This is a genomic window from Atopomonas sediminilitoris, from assembly GCF_022601735.1.
GTDB lineage: Bacteria > Pseudomonadota > Gammaproteobacteria > Pseudomonadales > Pseudomonadaceae > Atopomonas > Atopomonas sediminilitoris.
This window is the reverse complement of the sequence record NZ_JAKUMM010000007.1, coordinates 237398-252090: the sequence shown is the minus strand read 5'-3', so window position 1 is coordinate 252090 and position 14693 is coordinate 237398. Positions and strand designations below refer to the sequence as shown.

The 14693-nt window shown below is 58.5% G+C and carries 13 protein-coding genes; 6 read left to right on the top strand and 7 right to left on the bottom strand.

What is annotated here, in order from left to right; translation table 11 throughout:
• Positions 1-58: 58 nt before the first annotated feature.
• The 6 genes from accC to MKI83_RS12820 form a co-directional block, all read right to left on the bottom strand.
• Positions 59-1408, bottom strand: a complete 1350-nt coding sequence (accC, locus tag MKI83_RS12845) for an acetyl-CoA carboxylase biotin carboxylase subunit (protein WP_241586998.1) — start codon at positions 1406-1408, stop codon at positions 59-61.
• 22 nt (positions 1409-1430) lie between these two features.
• Positions 1431-1892, bottom strand: a complete 462-nt coding sequence (accB, locus tag MKI83_RS12840) for an acetyl-CoA carboxylase biotin carboxyl carrier protein (RefSeq protein WP_241586994.1) — start codon at positions 1890-1892, stop codon at positions 1431-1433.
• Between the two features lie 22 nt (positions 1893-1914).
• Positions 1915-2358: a type II 3-dehydroquinate dehydratase gene (aroQ, locus tag MKI83_RS12835; RefSeq protein WP_241586992.1), complete on the bottom strand. Its 444-nt coding sequence runs from the start codon at positions 2356-2358 to the stop codon at positions 1915-1917.
• Between the two features lie 141 nt (positions 2359-2499).
• The gene (gene dsbD / locus MKI83_RS12830; RefSeq protein ID WP_241586990.1) at positions 2500-4284 is read right to left on the bottom strand and encodes a protein-disulfide reductase DsbD; all 1785 of its coding nucleotides are present in this window, start codon (positions 4282-4284) and stop codon (positions 2500-2502) included.
• 72 nt (positions 4285-4356) lie between these two features.
• A complete protein-coding gene (locus MKI83_RS12825) occupies positions 4357-6312 on the bottom strand; it encodes a methyl-accepting chemotaxis protein (protein WP_241586988.1) in 1956 nt (651 codons plus the stop codon).
• Positions 6313-6372: 60 nt separating this feature from the next.
• The gene (locus MKI83_RS12820) at positions 6373-8025 is read right to left on the bottom strand and encodes a GGDEF domain-containing response regulator (protein ID WP_241586986.1); all 1653 of its coding nucleotides are present in this window, start codon (positions 8023-8025) and stop codon (positions 6373-6375) included.
• Between the two features lie 282 nt (positions 8026-8307).
• On the opposite strand from MKI83_RS12820, the gene MKI83_RS12815 reads away from it, so the two are divergent.
• The 5 genes from MKI83_RS12815 to MKI83_RS12795 all read left to right on the top strand — a co-directional run bounded on the left by MKI83_RS12815 (position 8308) and on the right by MKI83_RS12795 (position 12661).
• Positions 8308-9375, top strand: coding sequence for a DUF2333 family protein (locus tag MKI83_RS12815; RefSeq protein ID WP_241586984.1), 1068 nt, complete (start codon positions 8308-8310; stop codon positions 9373-9375).
• Positions 9372-9914, top strand: a complete 543-nt coding sequence (locus MKI83_RS12810) for an NUDIX hydrolase (protein ID WP_241586981.1) — start codon at positions 9372-9374, stop codon at positions 9912-9914. Before MKI83_RS12815 ends, MKI83_RS12810 begins: the two co-directional genes overlap by 4 nt.
• Positions 9915-9935: 21 nt before the next feature.
• Complete coding sequence (locus tag MKI83_RS12805; protein ID WP_241586977.1) at positions 9936-10304, top strand: translation initiation factor Sui1; 369 nt, start codon at positions 9936-9938, stop codon at positions 10302-10304.
• Between the two features lie 179 nt (positions 10305-10483).
• The gene (speA, locus tag MKI83_RS12800; RefSeq protein WP_241586975.1) at positions 10484-12367 is read left to right on the top strand and encodes an arginine decarboxylase; all 1884 of its coding nucleotides are present in this window, start codon (positions 10484-10486) and stop codon (positions 12365-12367) included.
• Between the two features lie 72 nt (positions 12368-12439).
• Positions 12440-12661, top strand: coding sequence for a hypothetical protein (locus MKI83_RS12795; RefSeq protein ID WP_241586972.1), 222 nt, complete (start codon positions 12440-12442; stop codon positions 12659-12661).
• A 3-nt stretch (positions 12662-12664) separates the two neighbouring features.
• Here the strand turns inward: MKI83_RS12795 and MKI83_RS12790 are convergent, their stop codons facing one another.
• Positions 12665-13558, bottom strand: a complete 894-nt coding sequence (locus MKI83_RS12790; protein ID WP_241586957.1) for an AraC family transcriptional regulator — start codon at positions 13556-13558, stop codon at positions 12665-12667.
• A 168-nt stretch (positions 13559-13726) separates the two neighbouring features.
• Here MKI83_RS12790 and MKI83_RS12785 point away from each other — a divergent pair, with 168 nt between their 5' ends.
• Positions 13727-14674, top strand: coding sequence for an SDR family oxidoreductase (locus MKI83_RS12785; protein ID WP_241586955.1), 948 nt, complete (start codon positions 13727-13729; stop codon positions 14672-14674).
• Positions 14675-14693: the final 19 nt, after the last annotated feature.

The window sequence follows — 14693 nt, the reverse complement described above, 5'->3', positions numbered from 1 at the left end:
ACCGTGGTCGCTCCCTGTGGGGGGCACATGATAGCGCGAGGCGCAGTGGCCTTGCAGCTTAGTGCTTATCCATGCCCAGCTTCTTTTCAAGGTAGTGAATGTTGACGCCACCTTTGTTGAAGCCTGCATCACGCACAAGGTCGCGGTGCAGTGGGATGTTGGTTTTGATGCCGTCGACGACGATTTCGTCCAGCGCATTACGCATCCGCGCCATGGCTTCGTCGCGTGTGGCGCCGTAGGTGATCAGTTTGCCGATCAGCGAGTCGTAGTGCGGCGGTACGGTGTAGCCGCTGTACAGGTGCGAATCGACGCGTACGCCGTTACCGCCCGGGGCGTGGAAATGGTTCACCTTGCCGGGGCTGGGCATAAAGCGTTCGGGGTCTTCGGCGTTGATGCGGCACTCCAGCGCATGCCCACGGATGACTACGTCTTGTTGGCGAATGGCCAACGGCAAGCCAGCGGCGATGTGCAGCTGCTCTTTAACGATGTCGATACCGGTGACCATTTCGCTGACGGGATGCTCAACCTGCACGCGGGTGTTCATCTCGATGAAGTAGAAGTTGCCATCTTCATAGAGAAACTCGAACGTGCCGGCGCCGCGATAACCAATTTCGATACAAGCGCGCACGCAGCTATCAGCCACGGCTTGACGGGCTTGTTCGTCGATGTGTGGCGCGGGGGCTTCTTCCAACACTTTTTGGTGACGGCGCTGCAGCGAGCAGTCGCGATCGCCTAAGTGAATGGCATGGCCTTGGCCGTCGGCCAATATTTGGATTTCGACGTGACGCGGATTGCCGAGGAACTTCTCCAGATACACCATCGGGTTGCCGAACGCGGCACCGGCTTCGGTGCGGGTCAGCTTGGCCGATTTGATCAGGTCTTCCTCTTTGTGCACCACGCGCATGCCGCGACCACCGCCACCGCCAGCGGCTTTGATGATCACCGGGTAGCCAACTTCGCGGGCGATTTGCAGCGCTTGCTGCTCATCTTCCGGTAAGGGGCCGTCGGAGCCTGGTACGGTCGGTACGCCGGCTTTTTTCATCGCGTCTTTGGCGGAAACCTTGTCGCCCATCAGGCGAATCACATCGGCGGTGGGGCCGATGAAGGCAAAGCCTGAACGCTCGACTTGCTCGGCGAAGTCGGCGTTTTCTGCCAGAAAGCCGTAGCCTGGGTGGATGGCGTCAGCACCGGTTACTTCGGCAGCGGCGATGATTGAGGGGATGCTCAAATAAGACTGGCCGGCAGCAGCCGGGCCAATGCAAACCGACTCATCGGCCAAGTGCAGGTGCATGAGGTCACGGTCGGCGGTGGAGTGCACCGCCACGGTCTTGATGCCTAGCTCACGGCAGGCACGCAAGATACGCAGGGCAATTTCCCCACGGTTTGCGATCAATACTTTTTGCAGCATCGCAGGCCTCCTTAGCGGGCGATCAGACGATGCTGAACAGTGGCTGATCAAATTCAACGGGTTGGCCGTTCTCTGCCAGAACTGCTTCGACCACGCCGCTACGATCGGCTTCGATGTGGTTCATCATCTTCATGGCTTCAACAATGCACAGCACGTCGCCTTTGTTTACGGTTTGGCCAACTTGGACGAAGTTTGGCGACTCAGGCGAGGCGGCGGCATAGAAGGTGCCGACCATCGGTGAGCGTACCGCTTGGCCGTTGTAGGCCGGTTTGGCGGCTTCGCTGCTGGCAGCTGGGGCGGCGGCAGGGGCAGCCGGAGCGGCAGCAATCGGCGCTGGTGCTGGAGCGGCCGCGTAGACCGGCGCAGCAACTTGTTTGCTGTGACGGCTGATGCGCACAGACTCTTCGCCTTCGTGAATTTCCAGCTCATCGATACCGGATTCTTCCAGCAGTTCGATCAGTTTTTTGACTTTGCGAATATCCATAAATGGTGCACTCCTAAAGGTCTCAGGTGCGTTGCAGTTGATTCAAGGCGGCATCTAGTGCCAGCTGATAGCCCATGGCGCCTAGGCCGCAGATCACCCCTACTGCTACATCAGAGAAATAGGAGTGATGCCGGAAAGCTTCTCGTTTGTGCACGTTGGAAAGGTGCACTTCGATGAATGGGATGCTCACTGCCAGCAATGCGTCACGTAAGGCGACGCTGGTATGTGTAAAAGCGGCTGGATTAATGATGATGAAGTCGACACCTTCGCCACGGGCGGCATGGATGCGCTCGATCAGCTCGTACTCGGCATTGCTTTGCAGGCTGAGCAGGTGGTGGCCGGCTTCGCGCGCACGCTGTTCTAAGCCTTGATTGATGCTCTCGAGCGTGTCGGCACCATAAACGCCGGGTTCGCGGGTGCCGAGTAAATTGAGGTTAGGGCCGTGCAAGACCAGCAAGGTCGCCATGGGTATCGCCTTATTCTTGTGCGTTGCGGTGGGCAAGGGTGGACTATGCCTAAGCACGCAAGTTCCTGTCTATATCTCTGCGAGATGCAAGCCGTTGGCGGCTGTTGGCCACAGAATAGCAGGCGAATAATGGACGGGGTGTTACAGGCCTGCCTCACGGCGATCCAGCAGACGAGCAAAGGCTGCGCGCTCGATTTCTCCGATGACGCGTAAGTCGCGCAGCTCGTCACCTTGGGCATCAAAGAATTGCAGCGCCGGCGGGCCAAACAGCTGGTGTTGGGCCAGCAATTGTCGTTGTTCGGCGGTGTTGTCGGTCAAATCCAAGCGCAGTAGCAGCAGGGTGGCGAGGCGGGGAGCGATCTCGGGGTGCTCAAGCACCTCGCGTTCGATGATTTTGCAACTGATGCACCAGTCGGCGTACCAGTCCAGCAGCACAGCTTGTTGCTGGTCGCTGGCGCGCTTTAGCGCAGTTGTTAGCTCCTTGGCAGTGGTGATGGTTTGCCACTGGCCTTGGCTGGCGCTGGGGGTATCAAGCGATGTATGGCTTGGTGCTAGCGGGCGCAGCGGGTCGCTGGCGCCTTGCAGGGCGCCAATCCAGCTGGCGAGGGCGTACACCAGCAGGGCGAGGCCGAGTAGCTGCGCCAGTTTTTGCCGGGCATTTTTAGCGCCAAATTCCAACGCGCCTAAAAACAGCGCGACGCCAGCGGCGAGTAGGCCCCACAGCGCCAGCGCCGCTGGGCCTGGTAGCAAGCGCTCCAACAACCAAATCGCGACCGCCAGCAGCATGACGCCAAACACATTGCGCACGGCGACCATCCACGCGCCACTCTTGGGTAGCAAGGCACTGCCGCCGGCGCCGACCACCAGCAAGGGCACGCCCATGCCTAGGCCGAGGGCAAACAGTTGCAGGGCGCCGCCTAAGGCGTCGCCACTGAGGGAGATGTACAGCAGCAGCCCAGCCATTGGTGCGGTGACGCAGGGTGAGACCAATAGACTGGATAGAACGCCCAGCGTCGCCGCGCCAAGCAGCGAGCCGCCGCGCGCATGACTGGCTTGGCGGTCCAGGGGTTCGCGAATAAAGGCCGGCAGGCGTAGCTCAAAAACGCCAAACATGGCGATAGCGAACAGGGCGAAAAACAGGGCAAAAGGAATCAGCACCCACGGCGATTGCAGGCGGGCTTGCAGGTTTAGCTCGGCACCAAAGCTGCCCATCAGTGCGCCCAGTACGGCAAAGCACATAGCCATGGGTAACACGTAAGCGGTGCTCAGGGCTAAGCCGCGCAGGCGAGATGGATGACCGCGCAAGACCACGCCCGACAAAATCGGCAGCATCGGCAGCACGCATGGAGTAAAGGTCAGGCCGAGACCTGCTAAGAAAGCCAGAAGCACGCCTTGCCAGAGTGGGCTGGCTGGCTCGCTTGCGCTTGTATTACGGGTGTTGCTGGTGATCGGGGCGGCGCTGCTCTGGCTGATGTCAAAGCGCTTGGTTTCAGGTGGGTAGCACAAGCCTTTGTCGGCGCAGCCTTGATAGCTCACGTTGAGGGTAAAGGGCAGTTGGTCGGGGTTGCTGACCGTCATGCTGACGTCGGTGATGCCGTAGTAGACCTCGACATCACCGAAGTATTCGTCGGTTTTGGCTTGGCCTGCGGGTAGCGCAGGCGTGCCGAGCGTGACCTGGGTGTTGTTGGTGCTGAAGTTAAAGCGGTGCCGGTACAGGTAGTAGGCGTCGGCATTGATAAAGCGCAAGGTCAGGCGGGTGTCGCTCTGGCGGTACAGCTCAACCTGAAAAGCTTGGTCGACCGGTAAAAAGTCCGCTTGGTTATTCGCCGGGGCGCCTAGCAGGCTGCTCGGGCGGTTATCGAACAGATTGGCGTGGCCACTTAGGTTGAACAGACCAAGCAGCAACAGGACAAGTAGGCGGGACATGGCGAACTCACAACAAATCAATCGCGCCATGATACCCCGCATCAACTGCCTGTCACGGCCTTTGCTGGCCGTTTACGCCACTTTAAACGCCATCACGCGTGATTGCAGTTCGCTGCCTAGGTGCGCCAGGCGTTCACCTTGCGCTTGTCCTTGACTGATTAGCTCTAGATTGTCGCGCCCTTGGCTGTAGATGCGTTGGCCATTGGCGCGGATGCCGCTCACCGTGCCGGACTGTTGCTGCGTTTGCGCGGCAATTCGGTTGATGCGTTCGTGCGTGGTGTGCATGGCGCTGACAATGGTGACGAGGGCATGTTCGGCCTGCTCGGCACTCAAACGCATGTGGCTGGCCAGCTGTGCTTGGGTGTTCATTTGTTGTTGCGTGGCTTGGCTGGTGGTTTGCAGGTGCTCAATCAGCGCTTGGATTTCTTCGGTGGCTTGTGCGGTGCGTTGCGAAAGATTGCGCACCTCTTCGGCAACCACGGCAAAGCCGCGACCGTATTCGCCGGCGCGTGCCGCTTCGATGGCGGCGTTCAAGGCCAGCAGGTTGGTTTGTTCGGCCACGCTGCGAATCACGGTGAGCACTTGGCCGATGTTTTGGCTGGCGTCGCTCAACTGGCCTAGGGTGCCGGCGCTGTCTTCGACGCCTTGGGCCAGCTGGCGCAGTTCGGCAAGGGTGCGGCTGACCACGTTTTGTCCGGTGCTGGCGGCTTGTTGGCCGGTTTGGCTAGCGCCGGCAGCGGTGTTGGCGTCGTCGGCCACTTGTTGCAGGGCGCTTTCCATGTGCGAGAGGGCATCGCTGATATCGCGGGTGTCGTTGGCTTGGTGCTGCGCGCCTTGCTGCAGACCGCTGTTGAGCTGGCGTAGGGCTTCGCTACTGTCGGCGATGGCGGCTGACTGCTGATGCAGGGTGCCAATCAGGCCGCTTAAGTAATCGCGCAGCTGATTCAATGAGCGTTCAACACTCTGTAGTTCGCTGGTTTTGGCATGGGTCAGAATCGGCTGGCTGATATCGCCGGCGGCCCATTGGCTAAGCATGGGAGCCAAGTGGCGTAACAGCTGAGTGAGCTTGCGCAGCAGGCGATCGACAAAAATAGCCGAGAGCAAAATCAGCAGCAGGCTGGCCAGTTGCAGGCTTTGCACTTGTTGCTGGCTGGCTTTATTACTTTGGTCGATCAGCGGGCGCAGTGCCGTCACGCTGCCTTGTAACTGCTCGATGCGCTCATTGAGGGCGTTGGCGAGTATCTGGCGTTGCTCGATAAGTTGTTCGGTACGCTTGAGCTCGCGGGTGTAGCGTGCGGTGAGTGAGAGCAATTCACGCTTCAAGTCGCTACCGGGGTTGTGCTGCGCGGTAGGCGTGTCGCGGCTTAGGCCCATCAAACTGGCAAAGTCATCTTGCGCCGAGGCGCTGCTTTGGCTGACATCTAGCAGCGGCAGTTGCTCAATCTTCTGCGCTTGTTGCTGCAGTTGTGCAAGTGCCTGATTAAGGCTCTCGGCCAGTGCTGGGGCGGGTTGCTGAACATAGCGTTGGCGCGCGAGGGAAAGCTGTTGCAAACGATGCTGCGCTTGCAGCAAGAGCGGCTGGTAGCGCTGGCTTTGCCCTTCTTCGGCGTAATCGTTGAGTGCCATCAGGGCATGGTCTAGCCCTCGTTCAGCCTGTTGCAGCAGCGCCTGCGGGTCGCCAGCCAGCTTGCCGGCGGCGAGCAGCTCTTCGCGGCTGAAGCGCTCAAGTTCGGTCAGGCTGGGGATCAGCTGATGGCGCAGTGCGCTGGGCAGTAATTGGGCTTGTTGGCGTAATTGTTCGCTGGCTTGTAGGGCATTGGCGTGCTCCAGTGCGTCGCCGCTGTGCAGGTAGCGATTCAGGGGTTTAAGTAGCTGCTGCTCAATGCTCTGCGATAGGTCTAGATAGTGCTGGGTCAGCGCAAGAGGTTTCTGCTGGGCTTGCTGGCTCCACCAGAGGCTGGCGCCAAGGCCCAGGCAGGCCAGCGTGAGTAGGGTAGTTGCTGTGTTGGTCAGAATATTTAGGCGCATGATTGCGACCCTGATAGGGATACGCAGCCATGTTGTGATTGTTTTATGACTGGCTGATGACTATTCGCCGCGATGTGTGTGACTGCACACTTGGTTGCGTCCGCCATGCTTGGCTTGATACAGCGCTTCGTCGGCTTGGCTGCACAATTGCTGGGCGCTCAGCCCGGGCTGGCTGGTGGCGACGCCGGTGCTGAAAGTGCACATCAATTCGCCATTAGGGACCGGATGATGGATGTCACTAAAGCGTTGGCGGATCTCATCCAGTAACTTGGCGGCCGCGTCGGCGTCGGTGTCGGGCAGGATAACGGCAAACTCTTCGCCGCCATAACGACCGATGCTGTCCGTGCGGCGCAGGCGTTGCTTGAGGAATAAAGCCAAGCTTTTGATGACCCGATCGCCGGCGGGGTGGCCGTGACCGTCGTTAATCTTTTTAAAGAAATCGATATCGAGCATGGCAAAGCTGACGGGTTCGCCGCTGTGCTCGGCACGGTGCAGGGCGTCTTCGAGCAGTTGCAGGGTATGGGTGTGGTTGTACAGCCCCGTCAGGCTGTCGCAGACCATGCGCTGTTTAAGCGTGCGAGCACGCTCGGCGCGGTTGCGCACGGTGCTGACCAAGTGCCTTGGGCGAATGGGTTTGGTCAGGAAATCGTCGCCACCTTCGCCCATGGCAATCAGTTGTTTGTCCAAGTCATCTTCGGCGGACAAAAAGATAATCGGCGTGCTGACGTAGCGCTCGTGCTGCCGAATCATGCGGGCCAATTCTGGGCCGATGCATTCGGGCATATACATGTCGAGGATGATCAGGTCGGGCGAAAACTCGCGCAGCGCGGTCATCACCTTGAGGGGCTCGGTTAAGGCGTGGGTCAGAATGCCGGCGGCGTTCAACGCTTGCTCGGTGAACATGGCTTGCGCGCGGGAGTCATCCACAATCAAGACCCGATACGGGTCTTCCAGCGTTTGGCTGGTCAGGGCGTCGAGTTTTTCCAGCAGGCGGGCGGGGTCAAGGTTGTCGTTAAATAACGCTTGGCCACCGGCGCGCACGACGGCGATGTGAGTGCGGGTGTCGGCCGGTTGATGGCTGTAAAAAACAATCGGTAAGCGATCGGGGCGCGACTCTTGTACGTGCTGGGCGAGCGATAGACCAATGTTGGGGCCGCCAAAGTCAACATCCATCATCAGGATAGAGGGGTGGCGGTCGGCAATGGCCTTCTGGAAATCGCTGGGTTTATCCAAACGCTGCGCGCGCAAGCCAAAAAACAGCAATTGCTGCACGATGCGCTCGGCTTTGTCGCTGTCACTCAAGCAAACATAAACCGGCTTGCGCGCTTGCGGACGCAGCAGCGCACTTTGGTCATCCAGCAGGCGCAGACCTGTTTTTGACAGGTTTTGCATTAAGTGAGTGAGCTGTTGAATCTGCCCGCTGCTGGGGCGATTACGGTTGTCACGCACTTGGCTGAAGGTGTTTTGCAGTTGCTCGGCTAGCTCGAGGTGCTCGCCTTGATCAAAGCGTTGCGCGTAGCGTGCGAGTCGCTCGCAGCCTAGCTCCAAGTCGGTTAGTCCTTCGGTGCTCCACTCACCACGGTTTAGCCGAATCCATGCTTCCAGCACCATGTGCGATTGGTGCGAAACACGCTGGGCAAAGTGCTGACGCAAGCGGTCAAGATTGCGCTCTTCTACGTCGTCGGCGGTGGCGGGGGCGCTGAGCTCTGACAAGGTGTTTACCTGTAACGGTGCTGGCTAGATGCTAGCACGGAGAAAAAGCGCACATTGCGCCGTCGGTCACTTGGCGTCAACAGCTTGTCGGTGTTGTTTTTTGCGGTGAAGCCAGACCAAGCCGTATAGTGGGGCGATTGTTGCAGGCTTGTGGGCAGGCGCGGTGTGATGCAGGTCTGCTGCATGGCGCAAACTCTGGCTAACCCGACGATAGGTGGGTTTTATTCGCCTAACGGTCTAGCGTGTAAAGGTCTGTGGATTATTGGCAGCAAGGAAATCTCAATGCAAAACTGGAAAGACCGTGGCGACGAGCTTAAAGCGCGCGTCGGTGACACCGTAGACGATGTGAAAAGCTACTTTGGCGGCCCATTGTGGAGCAAGGTGTTGGCCGGCGGCGTGGCGGTTTATCTGCTGGGTGCACTGTTAGTGGGCTGGTACTGGAGCCAAGAGCCGGAGCTATTTCCGGTGCGCGAGCAAGTGCAGCGTGACCTAGAAGAACACCAGCAAAGCTTAGTGACCGGCTACACCACCGTTAGCACGTTGTCGCGCGTGGCGACCACGCTGCTGAATAAGCCCGGCGGCTACCTGAGTAACGATAAGTTTCCGCCCGGTTTGTGGCTGGACAACATGCCTAGCTGGGAATTTGGTGTGCTGGTGCAAACCCGCGACCTAACCCGCGCATTGCGTAAAGATTTCTCCCGTTCGCAAACGCAATCGACGGAAGACCGCGACTTGGCCCAAGCAGAACCGCGGATGAACTTCGATCATCGCAGTTGGGCGCTGCCGGCCAGCGAAACGGAATACCGCGATGCGCTCAAATACCTCAACCGTTACGCCAAGCGCTTGGCTGATCCGAATAAGCCCGATGCACAGTTTTATGCGCGTGCCGACAACTTGCGTAACTGGTTGGGCGATATCGAAACCCGTTTGGGTTCGCTGTCGCAGCGCTTGTCCGCCAGCGTTGGCCGTGTGCGCCTGAATACCGATTTGGCCGGTGACAGCGCGGCCAAAGGTTCTACGCCTAAGGCCGGTGCTGAGGCGGTGAAAACGTCGTGGCTGCAATTGGACGACGTTTTCTATGAGGCCCGTGGCCAGTCGTGGGCCTTGGTGCACTTTTTACGCGCCATCGAATACGACTTTGCTGACGTGTTGGAAAAGAAAAATGCGTTGGTCAGCTTGCAGCAAATCATCCGCGAGCTAGAGGCTACGCAAGACCCGTTGTGGAGCCCGATCGTGCTCAATGGCGAAGGCTTTGGTGTGCTGGCCAACCACTCGCTGGTGATGGCCAACTACATCTCGCGCGCTAATGCGGCGATTATCGACCTGCGCCAGTTGATGGAGCAGGGTTGATGGCCGAGTGGTCAGCGGCTGAGCGCGCGCATCGAGCGCGCTCAGATGCCGAGCTGATCGCGTGGGTTGACGAACACGATCAGCTGTTGGGCGCTTTGCCCCGCGCGCAACTGCGAGAGCAGCAGCTGATCGGACGCGGTACTTTTATCTTGTTGTTCAATCGCGCCGGCGAGCTGTGCGTTCATCAGCGCAGCGAATCCAAAGCGGTCTATCCCGGGTTTTGGGATTTGGCCGCCGGCGGCATGGTGGATGCCGGCGAGCAATACTTAGCCGCTGCCGAGCGTGAGTTGGCCGAGGAGCTGGGCGTGCGCGGCGTGCCGTTGCGTGAGCACGGACGCTTCTTGTTTGATCAGCCCGGCAATCGCCTGTGGTGCGCGGTGTATTCCGCACAGTTTGATGGCGACGTGAATACGCAAGCGGTGGAGATTCAACAGCACTGCTGGCTCAATCCACAGCAGTTAGCTGCGCACATGGCGCAGTTCAGCTACTGCCCCGACTCGCTGCAGGCGTGGGCGTTTTATCAGTCAGGCATGGCTTAATCGTTGTAAGGCCTTTTCCGAATGAAAAAGAAACTATCCCTGAGCGACTTGGGTGGTTTGGTGTACTCCACCGATCAAGGCGAATGCTGCCCTAACTGTCGGCAGCCCAAAGCGGCTTGTCGTTGTGGCGAGGATGCTGTGCCGGCAGGCGATGGCATTGTGCGTGTGCGCCGTGAAAGCAAAGGCCGTGGCGGTAAAACGGTGACCACCGTCAGTGGTGTGCCGCTGGCCGGTGAAGCGCTCAAGACGCTGGCCGCGAGCCTGAAAAAACGCTGCGGCACCGGCGGTACGCTCAAAGACGGCGTGATTGAAATTCAAGGTGAGCACGTTGATACCCTGATTGCCGAGCTGAGCAAGCAGGGCTTCACGGTTAAGCGCAGCGGCGGTTAACGCGGCTGCACACGATCGTGGTAATCAGGCGTGGGCAAAGCAGGGTGAAACTAAATGTCCCATTCCTGCAAACATAAGCCGCCTACACTAAGGTTTGCCTAGCGGCCTGTTGGCATGCTGCGCGCCTAGCGTCTGGTATGGCGCTTTCATTGATGACTGACGAGGAACAACAGACAACTATGTCTTGGAACGTGGCACAAAGCCGCAGCATGTATGGCATTCGTCACTGGGGTGACGGTTACTTCGACATTAATCCGGCAGGGCATGTAGAAGTGCGGCCGCTGAAAAATGCCGAGCACTCCATCAATCTGCCCGAACTGGTTGGCCAGTTGGAACAGGCGGGCGTGGGGTTGCCGCTGTTGATACGTTTCCCGGATATTTTGCAGGGTCGTTTACGTCAGTTGACCGAAGCGTTCGATCGCAATATCGAGCGCTTAGAGTACGGCAACCGTTACACCGCGCTGTATCCGATCAAGGTCAACCAGCAAGAGCCGGTGATTGAAAACCTGATCGCCACCGATGTTTCGGTGGGGCTTGAGGCCGGCTCGAAGCCTGAGCTGATGGCCGTGCTGGCGCTGGCGCCGCAAGGCAGCACCATTGCCTGTAACGGTTATAAAGACCGCGAATTTGTGCGTTTAGCCCTGATGGGGCAAAAGCTCGGTCACGAAGTCTTCATCATCATCGAGAAAGAAACCGAAGTTCGTTTGGTGATTGAAGAAGCCAAGCGCATGGGCGTGATTCCGCGCGTGGGCTTGCGCGTGCGTTTGTCGTCGCTGGCCTCGAGCAAGTGGGCTGACACCGGCGGCGAGAAATCCAAGTTTGGTTTGTCGGCTGCGCAGTTGCTGCGTGTTGTTGAGCAGTTTCAGCAAGCGGGCCTGTCAGAAAGTATCCGCTTGCTGCATTTCCACATGGGCTCGCAAATCGCCAACTTGTCGGATTACCGCCAAGGCTTTCGCGAAGCTATTCGTTACTTTGGTGAGTTACGCGCCCTCGGTTTGCCGGTAGAAAACGTGGATGTCGGCGGTGGCTTGGGGGTTGATTACGACGGCACCCATTCGCGCAACGCCAGCTCAATCAATTACGACATGGACGACTACGCGGCCACTATCGTCGGCATGCTTAAAGAGTTCTGCGACGAACATGAGCTGCCGCATCCGCGCATCTTTTCAGAAAGTGGTCGTGCGATGACGGCGCACCACGCCGTGTTGGTGGTCGAAGTCACCGACGCCGAGTGGCATGACGATCAAGTGCCCGAAGTCGGCGACCTAGCCCAGCTGCCAGAAAGCGTCGGCTATTTGTTTGAGTTGATCGGCGAAACTGATCCGGAAATGGTCACCGAAACCTACTGGCGCGCCACCCATTACTTAAGTGATGTGGCTAGCCAGTACGCCAGCGGCAAGGTGTCACTCAAAGACAAAGCCCTGGCCGAGCAGTGCTACTTTGCCTTGTGTCGTCGCCTGTATCGCATGCTCAAGGCGCAGCAGCGCTCGCACCGCGCGGTGCTGGATGAGCTGACCGATAAACTGGCCGACAAGTACATCTGCAACTTCTCGGTGTTCCAGAGCCTGCCCGACACGTGGGCCATTGGCCAAGTGTTGCCGATTCTGCCGTTAATGCGTTTGGACGAAGAACCCAGCCGCCGCGCGGTGTTGCAAGATTTGACCTGTGACTCCGACGGTAAAATCCGCCAGTACGTGGATCAGCAAAGTATTGAAACCACCTTGCCGGTGCACCGTTTGCAGGCTGGGGAGCGTTACTTTCTTGGGATTTTCTTGGTCGGCGCGTACCAAGAAATCTTGGGTGATATGCACAACCTGTTTGGTGACACCGACTCGGTCAACGTGTTCCAGCGTGAAGACGGCAGCGTGCACCATGGCGGCATAGAAACCCACGACACCATTGAAGACATGCTGCGCTACGTGCACCTGTCGCCAGAGGGGTTGATGACCCGTTACCGTGACAAAGTGGCGCGCGCCGAGTTGTCGCGTAGCGAGCGCGAGCAGTTCATTGATGCGCTGCGCTTGGGCCTGACACGCTCGTCGTACTTGGCGCACGAGGTTTAACGCACGCGTTTAGCCGCGTGTCACGATGAAGCCCGCAGCTTACACTGCGGGTTTTTTCTATCTGGAGGCAATATGGCGCAGAGTATTCGTTTGCCGTGGTTTTGGTTGTTTGTAGACCTACTCGGCACTGTCGCGGTGGGGCTGGGTTTGGCCGAGTGGTTTGCTGAGGTGAATGTAGTGCCCGAGCCGCTACGCATTGAGTATTTGGGGCCGGTGCTGGTGGGCGCAGGGTTGCTGCTGATGCTGCCGGCGTTGTGGTTGATGCTGGCGCAGCTGCATAAAGCGGGGCGCTAAGGCTTACGGGGCGGCGTGCGCCAGTGCGCTGTCCTCACTCCACTGCCTAGGTGATTGCCCGTAAAGGCGTTTGAACTCGCGACTAAATTGTGACGAGCTGGCATAACCCATCGCCAGCGACGCCGCACTCACGGTCATGCCGGCCGCAATCTGCGTGGCCGCCGTGTTGAGGCGCATCGCTTTAATAAATTGAATCGGCGAGAGCTGGGTGGCTTGTTTGAACTTGCGATGAAACACCGCCCGACTCATGCCAGCCATGTCTGCCATGGCTTCGATGTTGACCGGTTGCTCTAAGTGCGTGGACACATGAGCGATCACGCGAGAAATGGCATTGCCGACGCCGAACGCCTGTCGGGCGCTGCGGCCGGCCTCTCCCTGCAAGACGGCGTAATACAGCTCACGCAATCGGCCTTCAGCCAGTACCTGGGCATCGGCGGGGCGGTCATTTAATTGCAACAGCCGCAGCAGCGCTTCGGCGAAGGCGTCATCCCAGTGAGCAAGGGCGAGTCCCTGTGAGTGTTGCTCAGTCTTGGCGCTGGGAATGTCGCCGCCGCTGTTGTGCAGCTCAATCACTAAGTCGGTCATCAGCCGGATATTAATGGGGATATACACCCCGATCAGTGGGTTGTCCGCTGATGCGCGGTGGATGCCAGCCTCCACCGGCATGCTGAGGCTGCAACACAAATATTGTTGGTTGTCGTATCGATAGCGCGTGCCATCGACGATGGCCTCTTTGGTGCCACTGACGATCGCGACCACGGCCGGCTCGTAAACAGCTGGTGCGCAGCGGCGTGGCGCGCTGATGTGAAAAAGCTGTACGCCGGGCAGGCAGGTTTCGAACAAGCCGTCCGTGCCCGTCTTGCTTGTAATCCACTGGCTAATTAGGTGTTTGCTCATGACCGCAGTCTAGTACTTGGGCGTCGCAGGGTTCTAGCGCTGCGATACAAATAGGCAAGTATTAGCGACATAAACGCCTATTTTTGGCTTTCTATGAGACGCATAGTAAGTCGACTGGCTCGCCATATGGCGAGTTAACTGACTGGACTAATGTGGAAATAGTATGCAATGAGTAGCTGCAAAGCAGGTCAATCAAGCGGTTGGACGCCCCAGCTAATGGGCTCCTTGGTCGGTAAAACCTATGTCATCACCGGTGCCAGTGCGGGCGCGGGGTTTGAGGCGGCAAGGCTGTTATTGTCCAAGGGCGCTCGCGTGGTGATGCTGAATCGCAGTGAGGAAAAATCGCTTGAGGTGATGGCGCGCTTACAGCCAATAGCGGGCTCTGCTGCCGACATTTCATTTATTAGCATGGATTTGTCGTCATTGGATTCCGTGCGCGCCGCGGCGGCCAAACTGTTGGCGGCGCAGCCACGGATTGACGCCTTACTTTGCAATGCCGCGATTGCCCAAGTGGCCAAGCACGAAACCACCCGCGATGGCTTTGAAAGCCAGTGGGGAGTTAATCATTTGGGGCACTTCTTGTTATGCGGCTTGCTGTTTGAGCGCATTGCCGCTTCGGCAGGGCGCGTGGTGGTGGTTGGCAGCAACGCTTACAAGATGGGCTTAAAGCGAATTCAATTCGAAGACATCAACTTCCAGCGTCAATACAGCGCATGGAATGCCTACGCACAGAGCAAGTTGGCGCAGATGATGTTTGCCTACGAATTGCAGCGTCGAGTGTCGGCAGCGGATAAAAGCGTGCAAGTGTTGGTGTGCCACCCTGGGGCGTCACGCACCAACTTATTAAAAGACACCGCTAGCCCGTTCAATAAAGCGCTCTGGGCGGTGCTGTCGCGGGTGATGGCTCAGTCTGCCGAAAAAGGGTCATGGCCCGAAGTCATGTGCGCCACGCATGCAGGCTTAAAGCCTGAGGGCTACTACGGTCCCACGCGCCGAGCGCAAATGGTCGGCCCTGTCGGCGAGTGTCCATTAGATGCGGTGGCGCACAACCGTGTCATGGCGGCACAGCTGTGGCAGCTGTCTGAGCAGCAAGTCGGTTTTTGCTGGCCGCTTTAACGCGCTAAGTGAAGGGCGA